This window comes from Klebsiella sp. TF21-TM (genome assembly GCF_019753495.1).
Taxonomy (GTDB): Bacteria; Pseudomonadota; Gammaproteobacteria; order Enterobacterales; family Enterobacteriaceae; genus Klebsiella; species Klebsiella quasipneumoniae.
In genome coordinates this window covers 14,670-41,516 of record NZ_JAIJYL010000020.1, presented here as the reverse complement: position 1 = coordinate 41,516, position 26,847 = coordinate 14,670, and the positions used below count along the sequence as shown (strand labels likewise).

Sequence of the window (26,847 nt, the reverse complement as noted above, 5' to 3'; positions counted from 1 at the left end):
TATGCCAATAAACGAAAAAACCCCTCGACCGCAGGAGTTCGCTGCGGTTGACCTTGGTTCGAACAGTTTTCATATGGTGATCGCCCGTGTCGTCGACGGCGCCATGCAGATCATCGGACGCCTGAAACAGCGCGTACATCTGGCCGATGGCCTCGATGAAAACTCGGTGTTGAGCGAAGAAGCCATGACCCGCGGGCTGAACTGCCTGTCGCTGTTTGCCGAACGCCTGCAGGGATTTTCTCCCTCCAGCGTCTGCATCGTCGGGACGCATACGCTGCGTCAGGCGACCAATGCGGCGGAGTTTCTTAAACGCGCGGAAAAAGTGATCCCCTACCCGATCGAGATCATCTCCGGTAATGAAGAAGCGCGCCTGATATTTATGGGCGTGGAGCACACGCAGCCGGAGCGCGGCCGTAAGCTGGTGATTGATATCGGCGGCGGTTCGACCGAGCTGGTCATCGGTGAAGATTTTGAGCCCCGCCTGGTGGAAAGCCGCCGCATGGGGTGCGTGAGTTTCTCCCAGGCCTACTTCCCGGGCGGGACGATCAATAAGGAAAATTTCCAGCGCGCTCGCCTGGCGGCGGTGCAAAAGCTGGAAACCCTGGCCTGGCAGTTCCGTATTCAGGGATGGACCGTGGCGCTGGGCGCCTCCGGCACCATTAAAGCCGCCCAGGAAGTGCTGGTGGCGATGGGCGAGAAGGACGGGTTTATTACGCCGGAACGCCTCGAAATGCTGGTCAGTGAGCTGCTGAAACATAAAAACTTCGACGCGCTCAGCCTGCCCGGCCTCTCGGAAGACCGTAAAGCGGTCTTTGCCCCGGGGCTGGCGATCCTGTGCGGCGTGTTTGACGCGTTAGCCATTAAAGAGCTTCGTCTGTCTGATGGCGCGCTGCGTGAAGGCGTGCTGTACGAAATGGAAGGCCGTTTCCGCCACCAGGATATTCGTAGCCGCACGGCGCAGAGTCTGGCGAATCAGTACAACATCGATCGCGAACAGGCGCGCCGGGTGCTGGAAACCACCACCCTTATGCTGGAGCAGTGGCAGGAGCAGAATCCGAAGCTGGCCAATCCACACCTCGCGGCGCTGTTGAAGTGGGCGGTGATGCTCCATGAGGTGGGCCTGAATATTAACCACAGCGGTATGCACCGCCACTCGGCCTACATTCTGCAGAACAGCGACCTGCCGGGCTTCAACCAGGAGCAGCAGATGCTGATGGCCACGCTGGTGCGCTATCATCGCAAAGCGATAAAACTCGACGACCTGCCGCGCTTTACGCTATTCAGGAAAAAGCAGTTTCTGCCGCTGATCCAGCTGCTGCGCCTCGGCGTGCTGCTGAATAACCAGCGTCAGGCCACCACCACGCCGCCGACGCTACGGCTGCAGACGGAAGCTCACCACTGGACGCTGACCTTCCCGCACAACTGGTTTAGCCAGAATGCGCTGGTGCTGCTGGATCTGGAAAAAGAGCAGCAGTACTGGGAAGGTGTGCCGGAGTGGCTGCTGAAGATTGCGGAAGAAGAGCCAGACGCCTGATCGCCTCTGTGGATAGCATACGAGCCGGGCCATCGCGCCCGGCTTTTTACCGCTTCAGGCGCTCATCCCCTCCGCCAGCTGCGCCAGAGGTACCGGAACGCCAATATCATAGCCCTGCATATAATCTATCCCCAGCGCGATGACCGCCTGGCGTATCTCCGGCGACTCGACATATTCGGCCACCACTTGCATGTTCTTCATCCGCGCCAGACGACAGATAGAGTCCACCACCTGGTAATCAAGACTGCTGGCGAGCAGATTGCGAATAAAGCTGCCGTCGATTTTAAGAATATCGACGTTCATCGTTTTTAACCGCGCATAGCTGGCGTAGCCGGTACCAAAATCATCGATCGCTACCCGGCAGCCCAGCGCCCGCAGACGCTCTAAAGTCTGGCAAACCAGCTCGGGGTTGCTGAGCGCATAGTTTTCGGTCAGCTCGAAGATAATCTGCCATGGCTCAATGTTGTAGGCCTGCAGCAGGTTTTCCACCTCCTCGGGAAACTGACTGCGGCTCAGCGAGACCGGAGAGAGGTTGATCGCCAGCCGCAGACCGGGCAGCGACCGCCGGTTGGCATCCATAAAGGCCAGGGTGTGCTCAATGACCCACTGATCCACGCGCGTGGACAGCCCAAACTCGTGCGCCACCGGCAGGAACTCGTTTGGCCCCGTCAGCTCCCCCGACTCCCCTTTCATCCTCAACAACACTTCATGGTAGTTGTCGCCGCGAATGCCCTGGATAGGTTGCGCCATCAGGACAAAATGGTCTTGCTCCAGCGCCTTGAGGATGCGGTTCATCATCACCACTTTGTCTTTCAGATCCTGCTGGACATGCCCGGCGCCGCGGCGCTGCAAATTCTCCGGATGGCCGCTGGCCAGCGACATGTCGGCAATCGTGTTCAGCTCGCCAAGCAGCAAATACAGATGCTTCACCGGCGAGCGGACGTTGCAATAGCTCATGCCGATCCGCGGCTGCAGGGGGACCCCGTCCCAGTGAAAACGGAACTGTCGCAGGGAGCGCTCAATTAAGTGAATGCGCGCCTGGTACCCTTCGCTGTTGAGACGAAACACTAAATCGTGACCGGCAAGATGATATACCGCTTCGTTCGGCTGCAGCAGCGCACGCAGGTGATTCGCCAGCATTTGCTTATATTGAATGCGCAACAGCACCCCATAGTGGCGGCCCAGCAGCTCAAGCTCAGGAATACGCAAAAAACAGAGCGTCGACCAGCTCGCGCCGTTCAGCGCCCGGCTCAGCGCCCGCAGATTCGGCATATGTACCACCGGGTCGAGGAAGGCCATCTGTCGGACGCGGGCGTAGATCAGCCGCTGCTGTGTCGCCAGCATCGCCGTATAGGCGACAATAAACGAGAACACCAGATAGCTTGACGAAGTGATCGCCAGCTGAGTGTTATAACTTGGATAAATGGGTAAATAACGGTAATGAAAATGGATCACGGCGATCAGTACCGGCGTCCAAATCAGCGAGATAAAGCGATAGCCAAAACGCATCGCCCCCCACAGCATCACCGGCATCAGTAAGGATAATGTATAATTTGTACTGAATATAGTGCTGCTATCATTAAGCGGCATCAATAATAGCCCCAGCAGCAGGATTAATATCGCCACCCAGCTGATGATTTCAATTTTTTTTATTTTTGGATCAATTTGTAAGCGAACCTGAGAAATAAATCCGCGCAAATAAAAAGGGTTACGAATTACCCGCAGCAGTAAATAACATAAGGGTACGCCGGTCAGGCACCCTACCATCAGCGCCTGAAAGGTGATTAACGACCGTAAACTAAACGGCGAGACGCCGGTCATCTCCGTTGTGCGCGGATGCAGCCCCAGAAACTCGGCGATCTGCGACAGAATCAGAAAAATGACCGAAGGGAGCAGCATTTGCCAGAACAAACGATGCGGCATCAGTCTGACGTTACCGTGCGATACCTGCTGCCGTTGGGGAACAAAGATGCGGTATCCGCCCCAGCAGAGTACGCAGGGGATCAGAAAATGGAACAGTACGCCAAAGGCCTGTTCCGGCGTCATGCCCCGGGCCAGCGTAAGCAGCAGGCCAACGATAATACCGGGGATCGCCGCCCAGCCGAAAAACATCATCAGGCTGAGCACCAGCGCCAGGGGAAGATAATAAAGATAAACCATGTGACCATTCAGCACGGTATATGTATTCATCCCTCTGGCAAGGGGTAATAACAGCACAGGCAGGAGAAGCGGTAAGGCCCACCATTTGTCGCGATATTGTTGATAGTATTTTAATAAATTCATAGGTGCTCTACAGAGAGCCTCTGCTCCTGCGAGGCATATTCAGGCAGGCATCCAACCACCCCATGCTGACCGCATAAGTAATAACGATACGGTAACGTCCGCTGATTTTAGTGGCCAAGAGAATGAGGCTGTTGATATAAATCAACAAATGCTGACACCAACATTAATAAAACTTATTTTTTCACCATTCCCTGGCTAATAAAGTGAGCATGTAAATACGCCGATTATCTTATATAACATTAATTAATGTTTTCACTGCCGCACTTTTACATCTGCATCAATTGACCCCACCTCGTTCCTGTGCCTTAATACCCCCATCGCCCATCTTCGGGTATACTTCAAGGAACCTTTTGTGAGTCAGGCACCCAGTATGCGTAAACGACATCGATTTAACCGTCGCATGACCCGTATCGTACTGCTTATCAGCTTTCTCTTCTTCTTTGGACGCTTTGTCTACTCCTCCATTGGCGCCTGGTACCATCACCAGGATAAAAAAGCGTCGCAGGAGTCAACGCTCACCGTCGAGCCTTCCGCCCGCGAGTAACCCGTTGAGCCCGATGCCGGGTGCGCCCCCAACCGCTGTCAGAGACGCCCGTTTTCGAGACTCTATCCCTGACGAGGCATGTGTTGCCGCTGGCGATTTATAAGCGCACGGCCTGTAGCAGACGCAGCATTTCCGCCATTCCTTTGGTAATCACTTTATCCTGACGCATGACAACCGCCAGCTGACGGTACAGCGACGGGGCCAGAGAATGTACCGTTAAGCCACAGCGATCCTCCGCCTGCTCCACCGCCATGCGGGGCACAATACTGTAGCCCAGCCCGGCCCGCACCATGCGTTTGATCGCCTCGATGCTTCCCAGCTGCATCACCGGCGTGACCGCCAGGCCCGCCGAACGGAACCAGCGGTCAATCAGATCCCGCGTGCCGCTGCCCGCCTCGAAGGCAATGAGCGGCAGCGCCTGCAGCGCTTCAGGGGTGCACACCGCCGGGATCCCCGCCTCGTGGCTGGGATGAATGACCACGAACTCCTCGTCAACCACTGCGGTCACTGCCAGACTGCGCCCCTGCACGGGCAGGGTAACCAGTCCAAGATCGAGCCGGTTTTCCTCCACCGCCCGGACGATATCCAGCGTGTTGCCGGTGGTCACCCCCACCGTCAACAGCGGGTGCTGCTGACGAAGATGCTGCAGAAGCGGCGGAAGAAGATGAATGCAGGCCGTCGCGCCGGTCCCCAGCGTCAACGAGCCATTAACTTCCTGGCTAAATGCGCTGACCGACTGCACCGCGCTATTCACCGCCCGATCGATCTGCTCGCTGTGGGCCAGCAGCGCCATACCCGCCGCCGTCGCCTTGATCCCACGCCCGGTGCGCTCCAGCAGCCGAGTCTGTAAAAATTGCTCCAGCTGACGCACCTGCAGGCTAACGGCAGGCTGGGAGATCCCCAGCGCGTCGGCGGCGGCGGAGAAGCTGCCGCGCTGTACGACCAGCCGGAAGGTCGCCAGGTTTCCCAGGTTCAGTGTTGTCATGCAAAGTTTCTCTTATACCGCGCATAAGGTGGCCGCTCTGCCAGAACAATAGCCTGCCGGGTATGCTCAGGACAACTGTCTTAACGGAATGAAAAACCATGGAAACACCGGCTATTCCCCGACGCCTCGCCTTCACGGCGGGCGCTCAGCAACTGATCAACTGGGGTATCTCTTTTTATATGCCCGGCACCTTTGCCGGAGCAATCGCCGCCGACAAGGGATGGAGCTCGCCGCAGATTTATCTTGGCCTGACGCTTGCGATGCTGATCATGGCTGCGGTCTCCCCGTTGGTCGCCAGGCTGCTGGCTCGCTTTGGCGGACGGCTGGTGGTCACCAGCGGAACCTTACTGATAGCCGCCAGTTGCGCGATGATGGCCTGGCGCCCTTCGCTGGTCGGCTGGTACGGCGCCTGGCTGCTGACCGGCGTCGGCATGCGGCTGTCGTTGTATGACGCCCTGTTCGCCGCGGTAGTGAATCTTTACGGCCAGCAGGCGCGGAAAACCATCTCTCACATCACCCTCGCCGGCGGCCTGGCCTCTGCCCTCTTCTGGCCGCTGGGGGAGGCTTTACTCACGGTGATGTCCTGGCAGGATGCCCTGCGGATCTATGCGCTGTTTGGCCTGCTGAGCGCATGGCTGAGTTATCAGCTGCCCCGCCAGCGGCTCGGCTCACCGACGAAAGCGAAAGCTCCGACAGCGGATGGCGATCGGCGTAACGGCATACGTTATGCGCTCTTTATTGCGCTGATCACCTTCATCTCCACCGGCACCTCCACCCATCTGCCGGAGTTTATCAGCCACTTTGGCCTGCCGGTTGCCCTCGGAATGCTGTGGGGATTGGGCCAGACCGGCGCCCGGCTGGGGGAAGTGCTGGCCGGTCGACGCGTCACCCCGCTCGCGCTGACGCGTTTTACCGCGCTCGCCATGCCGCTCTGTTTTCTCGTTGGCGTGAGCAGCACAGCTTATGCCGGGTGCGCAGCCGGGTTTGTGCTCGGCTATGGCGCGATAAACGGGCTGGTGACGATTGTTAAAGCGACGCTGCCGCTGGCGCTGTTTAGCGCAGAAAGCTACGCCAGCCGCACGGGTCTCCTGCTGATCCCCGGGCAACTGATGGCGGCTGCCTCCCCCTTTGCCTACGCATGGTTGAACCATCGGCTGGGTATCGTGGGTGGAATGTGGATTTCCACCGGGTTAACGCTGATCGTTGCCGGACTGGCGCTGGCGATGGTGCGTGGGGCGGGTAAGGTACAGCCGGGTAAACTTTCCGCGCTCCGCACGGCGGCGGCAAAAAATGGGCCAGCTGAACATCTGCCGGAACCGCAAACGGGGAATTCACAAGGAAACCTCACCCTGCCAGATAACCTTCTGGGACGACGGGATTAAAGGGATGTCTAAAGTAAAAAACCCTCTGTAAAAACAGAGGGTTTCGTTTCTTTCAGCTAACGCCGGGGATGACTCGCACTCTATTATCAATAGCCCCGCACAGACCAGTAAAACGGAGAGGTCGCTACTTTTTCAACAGAATCTGCCGGTAGCGGTCTTAAGGCTCACCAAGTGCAGCCTCAATCTGCTCGCAAAACCACTTCAGTGAAGTGGATTTTTCACTTCGCGAATGCCAGTGCAGGGTCACTTCGAAAGATGGTACCTCGAAAGGTAGAGCGACGACTTTCAATGGCTTATCTCCTGGAAACTCGCAAAAGCTCCAGGCAATGCGATAGGGCAAGATAGTGATCATCTCGGTCCCGGGGATGATCTTTGGCAGTACCGAAAAATGTGGGATGCGTAGCCGCACTCGGCGCTCGACGGCCATTTTTTTCAGGACGTCTTCTACCATGCCATGGCCGGATGTTCGGGTGACAATTGCATGGGGTTCGGCGAGAAATTGCTGCATGTTCATCTGCGTGCCAATACGTGGATGAGCGTCATCGACCAGGCAACAGTATTGCTCGCTCATCAGCCTTTGGTGGGCAATGCCGGCCCCCGGCAATATCTGACTACAGATAGCCGCGTCGATATGCCCATCGTTCAGCCATGTTGCAACCTGGTCGATCTCAAGCGGCACGATGTCAAGCTCGATACTGGGCGCTATCTGGTTGAGACGGTCGAGCACTCTTGGCAGCAACGCAATTTCGCCCAAATCCGACAAGGCAAGGCGAAAACGTCGCTTTGAGGTTGATGGGGAAAATTTGCGTGCCTCGGAAACGGCATCATTGATGCTACGGCTGGCTTCCTTGAATCCCTCATAGAGCTGAGTAGCCAACCGCGTAGGTTGCATGCCTTGTTGGTTACGTACGAATAAGGCGTCATCGAACTGTTCCCTGAGTTTGGCCAATGCATAGCTCACTGATGGCTGAGTTACGCAGAGTCGCTCGGCAGCCACGGTGACACTCTGGGTTTCATAAAGCGTGACGAAAGTCGTGATCAGGTTGAGGTCGAAACCGGCCATTGGCTAATCTCCAGTTGTATATAGATAGTGTCTATGCGCTGAAGTCAAAGTATTTATTTGATCGATTTTAGTCATCTTTCTACAGTTGAACTACATTACATTTACTGAATATTAACTTTATGAAAACAATTCACTCCGCTGCATATGCGCTACTGCGCCGCCACGGCATGACCACCATCTTTGGCAACCCCGGCTCCAACGAACTGCCGTTCCTGAAGAGCTTCCCGGAAGACTTTCAGTACGTACTCGGCCTTCACGAAGGTGCGGTGGTGGGCATGGCCGACGGTTATGCGCTGGCCAGCGGCAAGCCGGCGTTCGTCAACCTGCATGCTGCGGCAGGCACGGGTAACGGTATGGGAGCGCTGACCAACTCCTGGTACTCGCACAGCCCCTTGGTGATCACCGCGGGTCAGCAAGTGCGACCGATGATCGGGGTAGAGGCCATGCTGGCCAACGTCGATGCTACGCAACTGCCCAAGCCGCTGGTGAAGTGGAGCTACGAGCCGGCCAACGCCCAGGACGTACCGCGAGCCCTGAGCCAGGCGATCCACTATGCGAACACCACGCCGAAAGCACCGGTGTACCTGTCGATTCCTTACGATGACTGGGATCAGCCTTCGGGACCCGGCGTCGAGCACCTGATCGAGCGCGACGTGCAGACGGCCGGTACGCCAGACGCTCGGCAACTGCAGGTGCTGGTCCAGCAAGTGCAAGACGCTCGCAATCCGGTGCTGGTACTGGGCCCCGATGTCGATGCGACGCTGTCCAACGACCACGCAGTGGCTCTGGCTGACAAGCTGCGCATGCCCGTCTGGATCGCCCCGTCGGCGTCGCGCTGCCCGTTCCCTACCCGTCACCCCAGCTTCCGGGGCGTGCTGCCAGCGGCTATCGCTGGCATCAGCAAGACCCTGCAAGGCCATGACCTGATCATCGTGGTGGGTGCGCCGGTGTTCCGTTATCACCAGTTTGCCCCCGGTGATTACCTGCCGGTCGGGGCGCAACTGCTGCACATCACCTCCGATCCGCTAGAGGCTACACGAGCACCCATGGGCCATGCGCTGGTCGGCGACATCAGGGAAACCCTGCGCGTGCTGGCCGAAGAAGTCGTCCAGCAGTCCCGGCCGTATCCAGAAGCACTCGCTGCGCCTGAGTGTGTCACCGACGAGCCGCACCACCTGCACCCGGAAACGCTGTTCGATGTACTCGATGCGGTCGCCCCGCACGATGCCATCTATGTCAAGGAATCGACCTCGACAACCACGGCATTCTGGCAGCGCATGAACCTGCGTCATCCAGGCAGCTATTACTTCCCGGCAGCGGGTGGCCTGGGCTTCGGCCTGCCGGCCGCCGTTGGCGTGCAGCTCGCCCAACCGCAGCGACGAGTCGTCGCACTGATCGGTGATGGCTCTGCCAACTACGGCATCACCGCGCTCTGGACGGCCGCGCAATACCGGGTCCCCGTGGTGTTCATCATCCTCAAGAACGGCACCTACGGTGCCCTGCGCTGGTTTGCCGGGGTGCTCAAGGCCGAGGACTCCCCTGGCCTCGACGTTCCCGGCCTGGACTTCTGTGCCATTGCCAAAGGCTATGGGGTCAAGGCCGTACACACCGATACCCGGGACAGCTTCGAAGCGGCACTACGAACTGCGCTGGACGCCAATGAACCCACCGTCATTGAGGTGCCGACCCTGACCATCCAGCCTCACTAACCTCATGTGAACGTGGTCGCCGCCGGCGCCTCGCTCACTAATCTTGATAACAACAATAAGAGATACAACAATGACTCAACGACGTGCCTTGGATGTCGCGGGCTCCGCTCCGCTTGGAAAACTCCACTATACCCTACTCTTCTGGTGTTCCTTCATCATGCTGTTCGATGGCTATGACCTGGTCATCTACGGCTCTGTCGTGCCGCAATTGATGGAGCATTGGGCATTGACTCCGGTCATTGCCGGCTGGATGGGCAGTGCCGCGCTGTTCGGCATGATGTTCGGCGCTGTCGTCATCGGCCCGCTGGCAGATCGCCTGGGACGGCGCAAAGTTATTCTCAGCGCCATGACGCTGGCCAGTGTTTGCACGCTGGGTACCGCATGGGCCTGGGATGCGGAGAGTTTCGCAACTCTGCGTTTCGTCACCGGCGTCGGGCTGGGCGGGGCGATCCCCAACATCGTCGCGTTGATGAATGACCTGACACCGAAAGCACGTCGCAGCCGAATGACCACTATCATGCTCAGCTTCTACTCGATCGGGGCAATTTTTTCGGCTCTGGTAGCCATGTTTATCATTCCTCGCTTTGGATGGGAGGCAACGTTTCTGGTGGGCGGCATCCCGCTGCTGTTCCTGCCGTGGATGTACCGCCAACTGCCCGAGTCGCTGAACTTCCTGCTGAAAAAGGACAAGGCCGCGGCCAGTGCGCTGCTCAAACGCATCGATCCCGCCGTCGACGCTGACCAGGTACGTTTCGATGCGCCCGTACGCACTTCGAGCGCGGCACCGTTGTCGCGTCTGTTCACCGAAGGACGTGGCGTGGGTACGGTGTTCCTGTGGCTGGGGTTTGGCATGTGCATGCTGATGGTCTATGGGCTCAATACCTGGTTGCCGAAGATCATGGTCTCCGGTGGCTTCCCGCTGGGTTCGAGCCTGATGTTCCTGGTGACCTTGAACATTGGCGCCACCTTCGGCGCCCTGGGTGGTGGCTGGCTCGCCGATCGCTGGGGCTGCAAGCCCACGTTGATACTGTTCTTCCTGCTGGCGGTGATCTCACTCTGCACGCTGGGTATCAAGCCTGGCCCGCTGCTGCTCAACGCTATGTTGCTGATCGCCGGTGCCACCACCATCGGCACCCTGGCCGTCATCCATGCCTTCGCTGCACAGCAGTACCCGAGCGAGATCCGTGCGACGGGCGTGAGTTGGTGTTCGGCAATTGGCCGTTTCGGGGCCGTGGCTGGCCCGGCAATGGGCGGCCTGATGCTGAGCATTAACCTGCCACTGCAGCTCAATTTCATTCTCTGCGCGGTCCCCGGATTGGTGGCGATTTTCGCCATTGCCATGATCAAAAGAAGGGCCGTTGCCAGCGTGGGCTTGAATGCCCAGCCGGCAGACACCCATCACTGAACAACGTGCCCAATACTGATAAAGGAGATATTCCGTGAGTCAAGTCAATCACACGCCGTATCGCGATCTTCACCTGCTGCCGATTGCCGGCGCATGGCGTGAAGGCAGTGCGCCGCAATCACTGCAGGTCAGCGATCCGTACAACGGAGAAACCCTGCTGCAGATCAAGCAGGCTACCCGCGATGACCTGGACGAAGCCTATCAGGCCGCGCAGCGCGCCCAGGTCGAGTGGGCGATGATAGGACCGGGGCAGCGCTCTGCCATCCTGCACCGTGCGGTGCAGATCTTCGATGAGCGTCGCGAGGAGATCATCGGCTGGATCATCCGCGAGTCGGGCAGTACCCGCATCAAGGCGCAAATCGAGTGGGGTGCTGCGCGCAGCATCACCCTGGAGTCAGCCTCTTTTCCGGCGCGGGTGCACGGGCGCATTCTGCCGTCCAACGTCCCGGGCAAGGAAAATCGCGTTTACCGAGAGCCGCTGGGTGTGGTGGGGGTGATCAGCCCATGGAACTTCCCGCTCCACCTCACCCAGCGTTCGGTGGCACCGGCATTGGCCTTGGGCAATGCCGTGGTGATCAAGCCCGCGAGCGATACCCCCGTGACGGGCGGCCTGCTGGCCGCGCGCATCTTCGAGGAAGCCGGCGTTCCGGCAGGCGTGATTAGCGTGCTGGTCGGCTCTGGTGCCGAGATTGGTGATGCGTTCGTCGAGCATCCGGTACCCAAATTCATCTCCTTCACGGGCTCGACCCCTGTGGGCGCCAACATTGGCCGTATCGCCAGCGGTGGCAAGCACCTCAAGCACGTGGCACTGGAGCTGGGCGGCAACAGCCCGTTCGTGGTGCTGGCCGATGCCTACCTGGAGCAGGCGGTAGCAGCGGCGGTGATGGGCAAGTTCCTGCACCAGGGGCAGATCTGCATGGCGATCAACCGCATCATCGTCGAGGACGCACTGTATGACCGCTTCGTCGAGCGCTATGCCGAAAGAGTCAAGGCGTTGAAGGTGGGCGACCCCAGCGAGCCGGATACCGTGGTCGGGCCTATCATTAACCGCAAGCAACTGGACACGTTGCTGAGCAAGGTGGCGCGGGCCAGGGAGGAGGGTGCCCGTCCGGTCGTCGAAGGTGACGTGCGTGGGCAACTGCTGCCGCCTCACGTGTTCGCCGATGTGACGGCAGAAATGGAGATCGCCCGCGAGGAAATTTTCGGCCCGCTGGTCGGCATTCAGCGCGCGCGAGATGAGTCCCACGCGCTGGCGCTTGCGAACGACAGCGAGTTCGGGCTATCTAGCGCCGTGTTCACCGCCGACCTGGAGCGCGGCGCGCGTTTCGCGCGTCGAATCAAGGCTGGCATGACCCATGTGAACGACATTCCGGTCAACGACGAGGCGCACGCTCCCTTTGGCGGTGAGAAGAACTCGGGGCTGGGGCGTTTCAATGGTGAGTGGGCAATCGAGGAATTCACCACCGATCACTGGATCAGCGTGCAGATGACACCACGCAAATACCCGTTCTAGCACACTGGCGCAGGTCCCTTCCGGCTTGCGCCTGGTCCTGCGAATCCACTGACGCCGTGATTCTTCTGATTTCTACGGCCAGATCGAGGACATTTATCAGCAGCATTACCTGGACTTGTCCAACCGTCCGTCTTGTCGACCGGCTACTCGTTGCAGACCGAGTTGCGCCACTCCCAGAACCGTGAAGACGGCAAAGCGTTGTATGGCGATATCGACAACAAGAGTTACGGCGCCATGACCACCCTGACAATCGGCGGGCATGGCGTGGGTTAGCGGTGGTGCAATGCCTCAGGACATAGACGGCATTTATGTTTTGCCAGGTACGCATTTATTTGTGAGACAGAGAATGGCTTCCTGAAGTGGCCATTCATTTACTCGAAGGAGCAGCGATGAAAATTGCAATAGTGGGCGCAGGGGCGATGGGCGGCCTGTTTGGTGCGCGCCTGGCCTTGGCTGGACAGGACGTGTCTTTCGTCGAGGCGTCGGAGACGACCATCGAGGTCATCTCTCGCCAGGGCTTGCGCCTGGAGACGCCTGACGTACAGGAAAGCGTCTGGGTGCCAATCTCTCGTGCACACCAAGTGACAGGCCACTTCGACCTGCTGGTGATCTTTACCAAGGGGTTTCATACCGCCGCCGCCATCGAGTCAGTGCGCCACCTGGTGGGGCCGCAGACCTGGGCGCTTTCGGTGCAGAACGGGCTGGGCAATGCCGAGCTCATCGCCCGCGTGGTTCCGGCCGAGCGCATCATCGTCGGCATGACCAACTTGCCGGCAGACCTTGTCGCGCCTGGCGTGGTGCACAGCCACGGCGAAGGGCACATCAATATCTGGGCAGGCAATGGTAAGGACAGCCCGACCGTGCACGAAATCGCGGCGAATTTTAGCCAGGCCGGTTTGCCGTGCGAGGCCGATCCGCAGGTGCAGGTGTCGATCTGGGAGAAGGTGGCGTTCAACGCAGCGCTCAATTCGGTTTGCGCGGTGACCCGCAGGACCGTGGGCGCGCTCGGCCACGCTGAAGAGGGACGGCAGGTGACCTCCCGCATCGTCAGCGAAACCGTGGCGGTTGCACAGGCTGCTGGCATTGATGCTGATCAGCGGCGGGTTATCGCTGCTGTCGACTATGCCTTTCGCAATCACCAGCAGCACAAACCGTCGATGCTGCAGGATGTCGAGGCAGGTCGCAAAACCGAGATCGATTTCATCAATGGCGCGGTGGTCGAGCGCGGCAAGCGCCTGGGCGTCGCCACGCCGGTGCTGGAGATGCTGTTCAGCCTGGTGAAGTTGAGCGAAGGCTAGATTTCCCGGCGCTGAAGGCGAAACGCCTTTAGGGTCAGGTCCGTGGTGCGCTTGAAGAACCGTGAGAAGTAAGCCTGCTCGACGACCCCCAGGCTGTCGGCGACCTGTCCAACCGTCAACGAGGTGTAGATCAGGTTGCCCTTGGCTTCGGGCATGATGCGCTGGTGTTCCCTGAAGTACTTTCGATCAGCAGCGTCAGGTTTTCCAGATACTGCAGGCCGCGCTCCCTGGGCTTGGCGGCCAACTGGTAGCACTCTCGTGAGCGCCGTGAAATCCACACCAGCAAGGTGACCCTGGCACTGTTTTCAGGGAGGAGATCAAAATTCAAAACCAGAGAGTACCATCAAAAATTCCATTGAAAAAACCGTGCTTCCCGTTGCTAACAGCTGCCAGAAAGTGCCAGACATAAAAACAAAAAAGCCCGCAGTTACGCGGGCTTAGAGGTACTTTACTGCTTTTACGTGCAGGCTGTTGCCAGACGTTAAATCATTCCCACTCAATTATTTACAGATGTCGTAACCAATTGACTGAAAACAACATTTTTAAAAACAAAATCCCAGATACCGTTTTATATACCGTCACTGGGAAATTGTGCCCCGTTTCGTCAGTTCGTCATATTGCCGTTCACAGACTCTTCCGGCTTCAGCTGCCCGGTCAGCGTATTCTGCCAGTTGCCGGTTTCGTTCGAGAGATTTTTCGAGCACGTCGGCAAGCAAAACTCCGGTGTCTGCGGCTGACGTCCCAGCGCCGACAGTGGCGTTATACTGCCTGAGCTGCTCACGGATGGCAACGAGCTGCTGCTGCAGCCGGCCAGCGCGAGCGGCAGCATCAAGAGCATCATTGCGCGCCTGGTCGATCCTCTGCTGCGCCTCACGTTCATTGGTTGCTTTCTCCTGTTCGTCATGTTGACGGGCTTTATCATCTTCTGCTTTGCGGTCTGCCTTCGCCTGCGCATAACCGGCGTCGTACTGCCTGTCACCGTGAACATTCCAGGCTACAACGCCTCCGGTCACCAGAGCAGCAAGCATCGACACGATAAGCAACTGTTTCCAGTACGCTTTCACGAATGCCGTGATCATGATTCATTTACCGACTCGGAACCGGTCATTAACGGTAACTCTCTACTATCCTTCGCCACATTAACCGGCCAACGGTATCCGGTAACCCTTTCCTTGGAAAATGAACGAATGTTAATTGCATCAGACTGGTTCCCGCCAAGAACCATCAGGTCGCCATTTTTTTTCTTCCCGACAACAAATCCGACATGGCCTCCGCCGTCACGGCTGAATACAACCACACAACCATAAGCTGGTTCTTTAATCTGAACCCCCCAGTTGAGATAGGATTTTGCAGATTCGAAGCGTGTTGATTTAATTCCACTTCGTTCGAGCATTGCACCTACGAATGCGGCGCACCATGGCGTTTCATCATCTTTAATCCCACCACGCTTAATGTCTTTCCAGAATTGAATAATCAGTGGGTTATGACGTGGTCCTTTAATTTCCATCTGGCCAATATGTTTACGTGCTTCTGTAATCCAGGGTAACTCACTCATGATGACCTCGATATCTTGAAGATTTGCACAACGTTGCCGCGCGTCTTCAGCACCGCGGCGAACATCACAGCATTGATAACGACCTCAGAAAGATCTGCGGTCATGGGGAAGTGGTACAGGTATGAGTACGCGGTACGCAGCGGGATACTGGCCGCCGCCACGATGAGGAAATAGGCTATCCACCCACCCCAGCGGCGGTGGCGCGATCCGTTGCGCTGGAAGAACATCACCCGCAGCGCTATCCCGCCGCAGATGATTGCATTAGCGATAAGCAGCAGATCATGGCCTGTCATCGTCTTTTCCTCCCGGGATTAAATCGCGCGGATTGTCAGAGCGGTGATACAGCCATATCCCAACCCGCACAGCGACAATCGCCGCAACGAACGCGCCGGCGGAGTAGACAATGCCCCGCTCGAACGAGTCCTGTGTGATGGTTGGGATCATGCTGGCAACGCCGATAAGGATTGATGCTGTGGGTTTGTAGAAGAGAAGACCGCATAGAAAGCTGAGTAGCGCCAGGAGAACGCGGCGCTTGACCGGATACTCAACAGCAGAGGTAACAAAAATTACCGCCCCAGCCAGCGACCCCAGCGCCACTTCAGGAGGTACGCCGGCGATTACTGCCGCCAGCGCACCGTAGCTAAGCCCCTGATTTATCGTATCAGCGGTTAGCGATGCAGACATGATGACCACCGTTTACTATGCATGATGAACCTCCTTAGTTTGGTAAGCTCATCATACACAATAAACCGTTTATGAATAAATGGTAATAGTTATCAAACTTCTTGATCTTCCGAGAAGTCTGTTTCAAATACGTCTTTATCAATGTAGGCTTCAAAGCCATCATGATTTTTCATATAATAACCACCGATCCGTGGCTTCTCTCTGACAACGAAATCTGAAGATACGGTGATGTTAAACCCTTCTGAATTACTAAGAACAGCAGAATAATCAGGGTTTATAACTACACTTACAATTTCCATTGCTTCAACTACCTTATTTGAACGATATAATAACAGAGACATAACCCCCCCCTTAGCAGGAATAAAATAAAACTGCGACGGTTACTGACGTTAATAATCTATTCTCTAATACAATATATTGAGAATTCTGATACACGCATAATTTACCTGTAATTGAAACATCAGGCTGTGTAGCAGAAAGATTTACTGACGTGCCTGTTGCAATCGACACAGGAGCCTGACTTGGTACGTTAAAAAACTCTGTAAACAACTGATTATTTAGCTCCAGCCCGTATACTCCATATTTTCCTCTCCTCTGCTGAACTCCTTCCCCAATATTAATTGTGGCGATCGCACCTGCGGCTAGTGTTATTTTTTGCCCTAAGTAGGCCTTAAATCTTACATGCCCCTCGCTAGTTATCTCGAAAATATCAGTTTGAGGTGTAGACTGATCCTGAGTATTTGAATATTTACCTATAATTTTTTGAGCAGTATTTGTTGATCCAGTTGGCATAAAACTTTCACCAACAAGGTCGAATACTTTTTGCAGATCATTAAGTGGGCCTATCCTAACCCTTGATCCAATTGAGCTCATCTGGTTAAAAGAGTTAATCGATGCACCGTTAAAGTCAAGTTCACGAAAGCCATTTGTATTAAGCGAAATATCAATAGCTGATTGAAAATCAGTTCTTGATGTCCGTCCTGTTTCTATGTAACCATCACATTTAAATGACTTCTGTATACCAGCAAATTTCATTACCGGAGATACGGTGTCACTTCTGACACCAATATGTTGCATTTGCCCGCCTGATATACGAACATTGACCCCGTCAGAGCAGTAAATTATAGGTGCTGCAATGGATGGGTCTATTGATGAAACAACCCCAGTGTCATTCCTGTTAAACTGTGGATTTATCACAGTAAAGTTTTGCGGGTATGCCATATATAAATTTGAACATCTAAAATTTCCTGGCTCGAAATGTGGTTGAACTAAAGTTATGCCGTGGTTTCTCGTAGACCCTCCAGGTCCACTCATATGAGCAAATGCACGGCAAAGATCTGTTCCAGTATATCTACATGTTTCAATCTGAGGCCTGATAAAAATAAGGTTATTATTATTATCACTTGCATGAATTCCTATACGAATCCCTGTAGCACCAAAGTTTTGAACTATTAAATTTATAAATACACAATCCCATGCATGATCTATATTCAATCCCATCCCTGAGTTATTAAACCTTACGTTTTCTGCATATCCGAGTCTAACCGCAGATGAAACATTGGATTTCCCAAGCTGAATTAATGATATTCCACTAGTTGCTGTATCACTTAGTGAAACACCTCTTCTCTCCATGCTGAAATTCTTGAAGTAGAATCTGCATGACGTAAATGATAAAACTCCATTTTCAACGCTATCTGACCAAATAATTGTTTGATCATGACCTTCGCCAACTATAGAATAAAGCGTCATTTGAGTAAGCGATGGAGATGCACTTAAGTTTGTAAACTCTGGTAGTTTTTCTATGTAATATTCACCGCCAGGAATTTCGAGTTGCCTATGATATTTACCTGCATCTTTTAATGCCTGAATCAAAGCATTAGACCAGTTGGTAACTTCATTCCCAAGCACAACTTTCGTTGTGGTAAGGTGATAGTACTCCCATAGATTTACTGGTTTAGCATTAAGCGCAGTGGAAATATTAACAATTGAACTTAACTCCCACTGCCTCATGAAGCCAACTAAGAAAGCACCAAGACCAGGATCAGTTGATGCTAATTTAATGGCAAGATCTGCTGTATCTGTCATCGAAAAAACTGGTATTGGCTTACCGTTGCTATCCCATCCTAACAACGAGTTTTTCCGAACAGATACCGGGCTTAGTTGGTCAACAGTGCTTTCTGGAACCCGTAGAGTTCTCGCAAAATTACTGTCAATTTTCTGATCAAGAATGGCATCACCAGCTTTCCAAGCGTTAGTGTTGTCAGCGATCTGCCCATCAACATAATTCTTCGTGGCCGCATCCTGCGCCTGTGACGGGTCACGCAGGTTTCGAATGCGGTTGTTGAGTGCGTCATAATAGTTCGCAATGAACGACGGCTTGCGCAGCGCCAGGCGGAGAAAGCTAAAGCACTGCTGGATAAGCATGGTCAGCTTGTCGAACGCATCCTCATGGACTTCTGCGAAGAACTTCCCCTGGTTGCGTAGGTCAGTCTCCTGGATAACTGGCAGATCACGTGAGATAGAGATTTGCCATCCGTTGGCCAGCGGGGACATCAGCACAACATTCCCGCCAGAATAGGTACCTGCCCCGGTAACGGAGTAATCAGTATCCAGAGTCAGCACCGTAATATTTTCATTAATGTCAGCGACCTGGACGGTGAGATCTGACTTCTTGAAGATGCGGAACGTGTACGGGAAAGATGTGGTAACGCCGTTCCCTGTGTAGTCGTTATGGTCGACTTCGGTTGAGACCGTCATATGAAATCTCCGGATGTCGCAGCGCCCGGCGCGCCACACTGGAGATCATTCTATTACCCATCAAACCATATATGAATAAAACAGATCTAAACGAGCAAAAACATTACCATTAAGGTAAACAAAAGAGCTCTGGAAAACTTTGTTACCTTTTGATATATGTATATATATACAGTATTTATGGGAGTATTCCTAATGCCAGAGCGGTACCAGTATCCTGTCGACGAAGGTTTTGCGGATCGTATTCACACCCCGGAAGGGGTCAGATCCCTGGTTGTAAAATCACAGCTGATGGAGTTGCTCAGGGAAATGGAGCGAGACGGCCACGATGTCAGCGGTGCGGCGGCGGAACTGGTGGCACTGGTTAATTATGTGACAAGCTCGCAGTTGTCTATGCGGGAGCTGCAAACACACCTGGATTTCTGCGCAATGCAGTTGCGGCAGCATCTGAGGTAACGGAACCTTACCAGACTAGGAATCTTCTATGGCTAAAAACCGAACATAATTCTACAATCACATCGCCACATTCAGTGGTCTACGCACGGTAAGTAAAAATGAAAAAAGTAATCGCTGTCCTGTTTGTTCTGATGTCTCTGGGTTCTGCTACACAGGCTTTTGCTGGTAACTGCCAGCATGATAATGATACAGCTGCTGACGGATCGCGTTGCGGCGGCCGTTCTGCTGATTCTCGCCCCGGCGGTCAGTAATAAATAAGGCCGCGAAAGCGGCCTTTGTGACATGTCACACTAATGGTAGCTTGTACACTACAGCCGCCAGAATAACGAAGGTTATAAAATATATGACCTTCGAACTTGTATCACCAATCCAGCCTTTCTTAAGAGCAAATATAATCGTAAAGAAATAAGCGGTTCCACAAACAACGACGACTACAAACCAAAAAAATATCAGCGCAATATTCATCATTATTTCCATCAATTCCCCACCGCCTTTCCAAGATCTGGGGCGCGGCGCGGAGAGGTATCTCCTGGCTCCCACCAGCTCGTTGTGTTGAATTCCCGCTGCGCGCGGTCCCTTACCCTGTCGTTGTACCCTGGGTTTGCCATCTCCTGAAGCTGTTGCAGGATCAGGTGATTGGTAATGGCTTTAGCATACCAGAGGTTGGCAAACGGGGTGATCATCCGAGCGGTCTTTAGCGCATCGGCGCCGAAAGAAGTATCTTCTCCCTGAAGCGCTTTCTGTGGGTTGGTGATCAGCAACTTTGTCAGCTGTTCGGCGAAACTCAATACCGGACCGCCAATTGTGGCCGCGATGCTTGACCCATATTGCGTGTGATCCTGGAACAGGAAATCGCCATAGATACCGAACGAACCGCCTTTCAGCAACGCCTGCACCCAAGTGGTAGGCTTTGTCATGTCCAGCGGGTCATTGCCTGTCAGCAGGCTGTTCATCTGGTTAGCAAACATCCCGGCCAGCGTCGTACCCGCAATATAGGACGCCAGGAATTTGATGGCTGGCACAGTATCCAGATCGCTCGCCCTGTTAACCAACTGGCGAAAACCAGCGAACGGCGTGGTTTTAAAGAGCATGAAGCTTTTAAGCAGCTGGCCTGCATCATCGCGGGCGTAGGTATCCAGACCGGTGGCCGTTGTCACTGCGCTGGTCATCTCACCATGAGTGATCCCCAGCAATTTCTGAGCAGCTTCCGCCCGGGCGTTACGCACCATGCGAGTAATCGTCTGCTCGGCCTCTGCGTCGAATGCTTCCTTCATCCGCTTCAGGCGTTCAGGTGACATATCGCCAAGAGCTGCCAGTGCCGTATCACTACCGGCGCGCACCTGGGCGATCCTGTCAGCCATAATATTGGTGATCACCTCATCCGGAACGGCGTAAATAGCGTCCGGCGTCATGCCCATATGTCCTGCTGTAGTCATTGGCCGCAGCTCTGCCGCTGCCATGATAGCCCAGTCCTCATTACTCCATCCCTTATTTGCCAGGATGGTTTTATCTGAGCCCTTAACTTCATCAAGGGTCTTAAATTTGCGGGTTAGCTCGCCAATGTTTTTATACATCAGCAGGCCAAATGACGCCTTGTTTGCCCGGTCCATTGCAATCAGCCCGGACCACTTCAGGGTTTTCTCAGCAAACCAGCCGGTAATGCCGCGAGACAGGTCAAAACCTCCCATCTTAGAGACGACAGCAGCATGCGAATCTACCAGCAGGCCAAGCTCCGCATTCGCGCGCTTCGCATCGCCGTTAAACAGGTTTCTCAGCGTATTTGCAGAGAGCCGCATGCCATTACGGTCAAAGCCTAATGCCTGCGCATTCGCGCGCATGATAGCCTGATCGCTGGTTGCGGTCAGAACGCTGGTACCGAGCATGGCGCTGGTCATAAGGTTACGGAGACCGCCAACAGCTGACGTGAATACGCTCGATGTGGCCGCACCATTAAGGCCGGCCATTGAGTTAAACATGCGCTCGACCATCTTGCGCTCATCGTTCATCTTGCCGACTTCTTTTCCGCCGGTCACCGCACGCTGATAGACACGGTCCAGTACCAGGGAAAAGTTTCTTGCAGCATCAGGTCCGAATGCTTTCACAACCCCCAAATCGCGAGAGGAAGATTGCAGGTGCGACATCATTACACCCGCCACCGGCTGCTGAGTGTAGCGCTCCATGTAGGCAAAATGGGATTGGGCGTCTTTAAACGCCATTACCCTGCTCTGGGAACCGCGGTTCTTTATCCCGCCGGTCCCCATGAATGCGCCCGGGTCGATTTTGTTGGCACCGTCGGTGGCCTTCGTTTCAAAGATCGCTTCCAGCGCCTGGCGATACTCGATGTCATTCATCGGGCTGCCGTCAGGATTAACGTAATTGCTGCGATCCTGGGTGTTGTAAACGTCATCCACCCATGCCTGCCGTGCAAACTCAATCGGCGGCTGGCGGCCTGAAAGTCGCGCCTTAGCCTGTTCTGCCAGCGGCAAAGATGCCAGCCACTCATCGCGCCCGGCGTTGCGGATAAAATCGGCGTCGTCTACATACGGCAAATGCCAGTCGTCGCGCAACCCGATATCAAAACCGTTGTCGTTCATCTCCTGCCGTGCCCGGCTGGTTACGTCATTCCAAACCTGTGCGATTTTCTTCGCCTGAGGGTTACCGGTGTCTTCACCGTAAAGCTCCTTCAGGATCTGGAACTGTGCTGATTTAGCAGCCTGCTGGTCGAAGAGACTGCGGAAACGCTGTTCACCAAGCGCTTTACTCTGCTCAAAGAATTTTCTAACGTCATCACCGGCTTTCAGCAGTTCAGCGCTGAGCTGGCGCGACCAGTCCTGATAGGCGCCTGTCGCCAGTTCCTCTGCAGATGTCACGGCAATATCTTTACCATCAGAGGTACGCCGACCAGCAAAGATAAACTGCTGCAAATTGGCGGGTGTCTGCTGTTCTGGCGGGATATTCGCATCGAGGGTGTCTGTTACCCTGCTGATGGCCAGCGCGTTCTGTGCGACGCGCTGGCGCTTCTTATAGACATCGTGCACAACGCGCTGACGCACAAGCTCAGCGGCCTCCATGTACGTCTGTGCATCAGGGATACCAGTCTTGCCATCCCGGGCGTTTTTCTGGTGAACGTCGCGCACGGCCTCTTTGATCCGGTCTTCAATATTTTTCAGCTCATCAGCCTTGGGCTGGCGACCCAGCGTCTGGGCAATGGCTTCAACACATGCCTGTTTCATTATGGGTTCCTCAGGAAGCACGCTGCTGCAACGGAATAAACTTTCGACTCTGCCTGTACGGTCTGGATCTGGTCGTCAAATTCAGCCAGAACGTCAGAAAGTTTTGCTGGCTGTCCGGTGTCAGGGTGCGCGATCGTTAATTCTGGATTCGCAGTTGCCATATCACGTGCGGCCATCAGGTCGTAACTGTTTGATGAAATCGCCTGGCCGGTGTCAGGATCAACACTGACCTGCCCGCCAGTTTCGTCGGCTGCCGTAAATGCACTTTCTGCGCGCGGCGCCGGAGCTTCTCCAGCCAGTTCTGACGGCGTTTCATACATGACACCATTCTCTTCGAAAACCTGCCGCATTGCATGGTACTGCTCGTTTGCTGATTCCAGCATGCCGGGCCGCGTCGGACCATCCAGCCCACGGGCCATCATTCCGATGTTCACCGGTTGCCCGTCAGAAAGCTGGCGATACGCTTCATCCATGGCCGACACATGGCTGTTGATACTTTCGTTGCTGGCATGCAGAACCGGGGACGACTCGATGTCGTAATAAAGCCCCTCGTTCAGAGTGTGGGCCGCATCGATGTCGCTAGGTTTAATTTCTGTCTCACGCACCAGGCCACGCATACTTTCAGGGATGATCCCCTGCTGAATACGGGACAGATCAGCGCGGGCCTCATAAAACTGACCGCCCTGCTGATGTGGCGCAAGAGTGTCGCGGGCATTCTGAAGGCGCTCTCTGGCAGTAGCGAGCTGGTTGGCTATGTCATCAAGCTGCGCCCTGTTTTCAGCATAATAACGGCGATTAGCGCCACCGCTTCCGGTTGGTGCTGCATCACGGATGGCTTTATCCTGAGCCTCAAGTTTCGCTACTGTACGCTCACCATTAGCAATCTCTGACTGCCACACCTTCCTGTCACCACGGGATAAAAGCTGATCTGCGTTCTGCTGCAATTCACTCATTCGCGATTCGTAGGTAACCTGCGGCACCTCTGGCGCAGTAGGGCCATCACCTAACGGGGAAGGTTGCGGTGCTGCCTCATTTCCCGGTGACGGTGAAGCAGTTTCGTCAGGTACGCTCTGAACCTCTGCCGCGGGGATCGGCGCTTCGGCATCTGCCGGAGGTGGCGTATCAGCATTTCGCGATGCCAGGTGATGAGCACCACCAAAGGCACCGCCAAGCACAGCGTCAACCAGCATCGCCTGCCCGTCAAATACCCGGTACTGCTTCGCCATATCGGAATAACCTTTCTCCTCCAGTGTTTCGCCAACTGAATAACGGTTAAGGCCACCAAATCCTGTGTTGATTGCGACACCTGACGCAATGCGCGTGGCCAGCGTTGTACCGATAGCAGCGGGAAGCGCCATGCCTGCGGCATTGAAGGAACTCTGTTGCGCAGCCAGATTACGCGCTGTGGACTCGTCTACACCTTTGGCTCTGAAGTCCTGATATGACTGCTCATAGGTAGATCCAAAAGCCGTGGCGGCGCCGACCGTAGGGCCGCCGATGATTGAGGCACCAATCGCTGGCGCAAACTGGCCGAGCCCATAAAGCACCTCTGCGGCCGTACCCTGACTGCCGGCGTCTGGTTTCACATAACCGCGCGCGCCCTGCAGTTGCTTACCGATCGTGTCATAGGTGTCGTTCAGGGCTTTATCAGCGTCAGGGAACATAATGCGGAAAATGTTCACCGTCGGCGCCACATCTGCCGTGAATGCTGGATCGCTGATAAGTCGCTTGCTGAAACCAACGGCAGACTGCGCCAGCCCGATTGTTCCCTCCGCTACACCGCGCACAGGTGCGGAAATAGATCCCTGAAAAAACGTCGGATCATAGTCTTCTGGCCGCGCCGGGTTGGCTGTCGTTTTATCGTCCGTCCATGCCTGGCCTTCAGGAGCCAGAGAAAATACATCGGCCATTATTCAACCCTCACGACTATTGCCTGATTTGTTTTTGGGTCTGTCGCCCAGCGCCCGCTGCCGCTAACCAGGCGATACTGGTTATTGCCAATGTTCACCGGCGTAAAGTTTGAAGCGGCATTTTCATTCAGTCCGGCGTCTTTCAGCGCTTGCTGTGCCGCCACTGTGTAGCGATCCTTGAAAGTGGATTTATCCATGCCGAACGGCATTACCACGTCACCGCCATTGAAGCCTTTGTAAACCCCTCCAGTGGCGTATTGCGCGGCCTTCTCTACCACATCCGAATTAGCCGCATCGGTGCGGGTCATTGATGCATCTCCAGACTGGTAAGCGATCCCGGCGTAAGCGGATTTGAACAGGCTATAACTCAGCTGTCTGGCCTGCGGGTTATTGGCAAATGCATTGCCAACCTGATCATCAAATGCACGCTTCAGCTTGTCCTCGCTGGGTAGTTGCACCGGTGTGATCCCGGCATCTTTCATGCCCTTAGTGGGGTTAAGCAGTTGATCACCGGCTAGGATAACTTTGGAGACATCATATTTATTCATGGTCGGCTTGTAGCCAATGAACTGGCTGTACGCGATCGATGGCTTCGTGTTGTCGTACTGATTATCCGGGGTGCCGAGCAACAGCGCAGAGTAGGCGGTTGCCGCGCTGCTCGGTGCAATGGCTGACGCAACCTGCCGCATCGCGGGAGCCGGAAGAGTCTCGCCCATGTTCTGCAGGAGCTTTATCGTCTGGTCGACATTTTGCGTTCCGCGTACCTGCTGAGCCAGAGCATTAGCCTCTTCACTGCTTAGTATCGGGGCATTGATTCCAAGCTCACGCAGCCGATCCTGAGATGAAAAGCGGTTGGCTACTTCAGCAGTGATATCGTTTGGATTGTTACTTGAGATAGGCTTATAGGCACCTATGTCCACCGCGGCATTGAACGGAATATTCTGGCGCTGGCTGATCACCTTCGTAGCGGCGGCTGATACCTGGTCGAATAATTCAGCTCGCGATGCATAACCCTCCCCTGTCTGTTCCGGCGTCGGCTTCAACTGGTTGACGTATGCCGTGATGCTGCTGGTCGGCATGTTGCGGAATGAGCCAATGTACTGCCCGGCAATCTGCGTATTCCTGAATTCGGTGTAACGCTGGCTTCCATCCCGCACGCCGTAGGCAGCCATAAAATCAGCTTCCCCTGGCGGGTTTGGGAACTCAACACCTCGCATATAAGCCGCGGTGGCGTCGCGAACCTGGCTATCGATAGCCGTTCTGTATTCGGCCTGCTGCTGCCGGCGGATCTGGTCAGCCTGGCGCAGAAAAGTGGCCTGTGCTTCCGGCGTTGCGGCGTCGAATGCTGCATTGCCGGTGTAGCGTTTATTGCTGGTTGGCAACTGAGAGAGGCCCAGCGCTGCGCTGACGCCGGTTGATAGCTGGTCAGAACTGTATGGTTGCGTGCCATTTTCATGTTTGATGATGGCGGCGCAGAGCGCCTGCAGCGTGTCAGGATTGGAAGCATCAAGAGGCTGGTTAGCAGTGACGCCGAGCTGCGCGCAAACCGCTTTGATGTATGCGGCCGTGTCGTTATTGTCAGACGGCGGCGCCCAGCGGTTAATGATCTCGCCAACGGTATCAATCCCCTGCCGCTGGTAGGATATTAGGTTGCGCCCCAGCGCGCGGATCCCGTGTTCAGGGGTCTCGAATTTAGCAAACCGTCCATCACTACCATTCTGGCCAATCCACGGGTTAGAAGAGCTCGCCTCTAAGTTCCCCGGGTTGTTGTTGCGTACCCCTCGCGGGCCATCTGCTGATGCTTCACCGCCGCCGGCGACAGCACGGCGTGAACCGGCGGCCGTATCGCTCAGCTCACCGTTGCTATGAATGAAGCCGATCGCGTTATTTGCTGACCACTGAGAAAGCGCGCCATCTGCTACCTTCTCTTTGAATTCCACCTTTTTGGCCTGTATCTGCTCAGGACTCCACCCATGTGCGGCGCCGAAGGTTTCTATTTGCTGAAACGCCTGCTGATTAGCCAGCACATAGTTGGCGTTATCGCCGTACATCGCCGAAGCGGTTTTGGCGCCGGTGGTCAGCGTTGCCTGGAACTGCCCCTCTTCATACGCATTGAGCTGCCCTATCTCATGCCGGCCAGCCTGAGATGTAAACTGGATGCGCTGCTGCTGAGCCTGCTGCAGGAATCCCTGGCGCGCCGACTCCGGCAACTGCATCGCCAGCTCCTGAGCCTTTGCGTCAAAGAGCTGGGTGTATTCCTGCCCCTTGCCGAGGGCATTTTTACCCTGCAGGTTAAGCAGGCCATTCTGCGGGTTGGTCATCAGATCGCTTGCGGTCTGCGTCAGTTGCAGCGATGCATCCTGTGCCATAGCGACATCTGCGCGCTGTTTAGCCTGGCCGAATACGTCAAGCGCCTGGCTTCCCGCGCTCAGCAGCGCATCGCCTGCGTTTGGTTGATCGAATGCCTGAAATCCCTGAGTGGAAACGCCGCGGCTTTCAACCTGACGACCGGCTACGGTTGGTACAACTGGCATGGTTT

21 protein-coding genes and 2 pseudogenes are annotated in these 26,847 nt (G+C 55.3%); 10 read left to right on the top strand and 13 right to left on the bottom strand.

Annotated elements, in window-relative coordinates; translation table 11 throughout:
• The first annotated feature begins 1 nt into the window (after position 1).
• Positions 2-1,534, top strand: coding sequence for an exopolyphosphatase (gene ppx, locus K5R89_RS18315; RefSeq protein ID WP_004201914.1), 1,533 nt, complete (start codon positions 2-4; stop codon positions 1,532-1,534).
• Between the two features lie 54 nt (positions 1,535-1,588).
• Here ppx and K5R89_RS18310 read toward each other — a convergent pair whose 3' ends face one another.
• Positions 1,589-3,817, bottom strand: a complete 2,229-nt coding sequence (locus K5R89_RS18310) for an EAL domain-containing protein (RefSeq protein WP_217220436.1) — start codon at positions 3,815-3,817, stop codon at positions 1,589-1,591.
• Positions 3,818-4,187: 370 nt separating this feature from the next.
• Here K5R89_RS18310 and K5R89_RS18305 point away from each other — a divergent pair, with 370 nt between their 5' ends.
• Positions 4,188-4,361, top strand: coding sequence for a YfgG family protein (locus K5R89_RS18305; protein ID WP_017900441.1), 174 nt, complete (start codon positions 4,188-4,190; stop codon positions 4,359-4,361).
• 97 nt (positions 4,362-4,458) lie between these two features.
• On the opposite strand, the pseudogene K5R89_RS18300 reads toward K5R89_RS18305, so the two are convergent.
• Positions 4,459-5,371, bottom strand: a pseudogene (locus tag K5R89_RS18300) (LysR family transcriptional regulator).
• Positions 5,372-5,444: 73 nt separating this feature from the next.
• Here K5R89_RS18300 and K5R89_RS18295 point away from each other — a divergent pair.
• A complete protein-coding gene (locus K5R89_RS18295) occupies positions 5,445-6,728 on the top strand; it encodes an MFS transporter (RefSeq protein ID WP_217259522.1) in 1,284 nt (427 codons plus the stop codon).
• A gap of 157 nt (positions 6,729-6,885) precedes the next feature.
• Here K5R89_RS18295 and K5R89_RS18290 read toward each other — a convergent pair whose 3' ends face one another.
• Complete coding sequence (locus K5R89_RS18290; protein WP_101881309.1) at positions 6,886-7,791, bottom strand: LysR family transcriptional regulator; 906 nt, start codon at positions 7,789-7,791, stop codon at positions 6,886-6,888.
• Between the two features lie 119 nt (positions 7,792-7,910).
• Between K5R89_RS18290 and mdlC the strand changes: the two genes are divergently transcribed.
• From mdlC to K5R89_RS18265, 5 genes and pseudogenes are all read left to right on the top strand, one after another.
• A complete protein-coding gene (gene mdlC, locus K5R89_RS18285) occupies positions 7,911-9,500 on the top strand; it encodes a benzoylformate decarboxylase (RefSeq protein ID WP_046881834.1) in 1,590 nt (529 codons plus the stop codon).
• Between the two features lie 70 nt (positions 9,501-9,570).
• A complete protein-coding gene (locus K5R89_RS18280; protein WP_101881308.1) occupies positions 9,571-10,905 on the top strand; it encodes an aromatic acid/H+ symport family MFS transporter in 1,335 nt (444 codons plus the stop codon).
• A 34-nt stretch (positions 10,906-10,939) separates the two neighbouring features.
• Positions 10,940-12,418: an aldehyde dehydrogenase family protein gene (locus K5R89_RS18275; protein WP_217259521.1), complete on the top strand. Its 1,479-nt coding sequence runs from the start codon at positions 10,940-10,942 to the stop codon at positions 12,416-12,418.
• 126 nt (positions 12,419-12,544) lie between these two features.
• Positions 12,545-12,691 (top strand): annotated as a pseudogene (locus K5R89_RS18270) (OprD family outer membrane porin); the annotation flags it as partial.
• Positions 12,692-12,807: 116 nt separating this feature from the next.
• The gene (locus tag K5R89_RS18265; RefSeq protein WP_101881306.1) at positions 12,808-13,716 is read left to right on the top strand and encodes a ketopantoate reductase family protein; all 909 of its coding nucleotides are present in this window, start codon (positions 12,808-12,810) and stop codon (positions 13,714-13,716) included.
• On the opposite strand, the gene K5R89_RS18260 is transcribed toward K5R89_RS18265, so the two are convergent.
• From K5R89_RS18260 to K5R89_RS27505, 7 genes are all read right to left on the bottom strand, one after another.
• Positions 13,713-13,871: an AraC family transcriptional regulator gene (locus K5R89_RS18260; protein ID WP_032700880.1), complete on the bottom strand. Its 159-nt coding sequence runs from the start codon at positions 13,869-13,871 to the stop codon at positions 13,713-13,715. The two genes, K5R89_RS18265 and K5R89_RS18260, sit on opposite strands and share 4 nt — an antisense overlap.
• 423 nt (positions 13,872-14,294) lie before the next feature.
• Positions 14,295-14,795 carry a DUF2514 domain-containing protein gene (locus K5R89_RS18255; protein WP_217259520.1) on the bottom strand — a complete coding sequence of 167 codons (501 nt, stop codon included), beginning with the start codon at positions 14,793-14,795 and terminating at the stop codon, positions 14,295-14,297.
• Entirely contained in the window at positions 14,792-15,271 is a 480-nt protein-coding gene (locus K5R89_RS18250) for a TIGR02594 family protein (RefSeq protein WP_004197429.1), read from the bottom strand. Before K5R89_RS18250 ends, K5R89_RS18255 begins: the two co-directional genes overlap by 4 nt.
• Positions 15,268-15,564: a phage holin family protein gene (locus tag K5R89_RS18245; RefSeq protein WP_217259519.1), complete on the bottom strand. Its 297-nt coding sequence runs from the start codon at positions 15,562-15,564 to the stop codon at positions 15,268-15,270. The genes K5R89_RS18250 and K5R89_RS18245 overlap by 4 nt, the downstream gene beginning before the upstream one ends.
• Positions 15,551-15,955 (bottom strand): putative holin, encoded by a 405-nt coding sequence (locus K5R89_RS18240; protein WP_004146394.1) that lies wholly within the window; start codon positions 15,953-15,955, stop codon positions 15,551-15,553. Before K5R89_RS18240 ends, K5R89_RS18245 begins: the two co-directional genes overlap by 14 nt.
• Positions 15,956-16,047: 92 nt before the next feature.
• On the bottom strand, positions 16,048-16,296 hold the full coding sequence (locus K5R89_RS18235) for a hypothetical protein (RefSeq protein WP_254242838.1): 249 nt from the start codon (positions 16,294-16,296) through the stop codon (positions 16,048-16,050).
• 10 nt (positions 16,297-16,306) lie between these two features.
• A complete protein-coding gene (locus K5R89_RS27505; RefSeq protein ID WP_254242837.1) occupies positions 16,307-18,712 on the bottom strand; it encodes a phage tail protein in 2,406 nt (801 codons plus the stop codon).
• 156 nt (positions 18,713-18,868) lie between these two features.
• Between K5R89_RS27505 and K5R89_RS18225 the strand changes: the two genes are divergently transcribed.
• Both K5R89_RS18225 and K5R89_RS18220 read left to right on the top strand, forming a co-directional pair.
• The gene (locus tag K5R89_RS18225) at positions 18,869-19,165 is read left to right on the top strand and encodes a hypothetical protein (protein WP_004200532.1); all 297 of its coding nucleotides are present in this window, start codon (positions 18,869-18,871) and stop codon (positions 19,163-19,165) included.
• Positions 19,166-19,263: 98 nt separating this feature from the next.
• On the top strand, positions 19,264-19,416 hold the full coding sequence (locus K5R89_RS18220) for a transmembrane anchored protein (RefSeq protein ID WP_071606113.1): 153 nt from the start codon (positions 19,264-19,266) through the stop codon (positions 19,414-19,416).
• 225 nt (positions 19,417-19,641) lie between these two features.
• Here the strand turns inward: K5R89_RS18220 and K5R89_RS18215 are convergent, their stop codons facing one another.
• From K5R89_RS18215 to K5R89_RS18205, 3 genes are read right to left on the bottom strand one after another with little or no spacing between them, the layout of a single operon-like run.
• Positions 19,642-22,398: a hypothetical protein gene (locus K5R89_RS18215; protein ID WP_217259518.1), complete on the bottom strand. Its 2,757-nt coding sequence runs from the start codon at positions 22,396-22,398 to the stop codon at positions 19,642-19,644.
• A complete protein-coding gene (locus K5R89_RS18210) occupies positions 22,398-24,308 on the bottom strand; it encodes a hypothetical protein (RefSeq protein ID WP_217259517.1) in 1,911 nt (636 codons plus the stop codon). The genes K5R89_RS18215 and K5R89_RS18210 overlap by 1 nt, the downstream gene beginning before the upstream one ends.
• On the bottom strand, positions 24,308-26,842 hold the full coding sequence (locus K5R89_RS18205) for a hypothetical protein (RefSeq protein WP_217259516.1): 2,535 nt from the start codon (positions 26,840-26,842) through the stop codon (positions 24,308-24,310). The genes K5R89_RS18210 and K5R89_RS18205 overlap by 1 nt, the downstream gene beginning before the upstream one ends.
• Between the last annotated feature and the right edge of the window lie 5 nt (positions 26,843-26,847).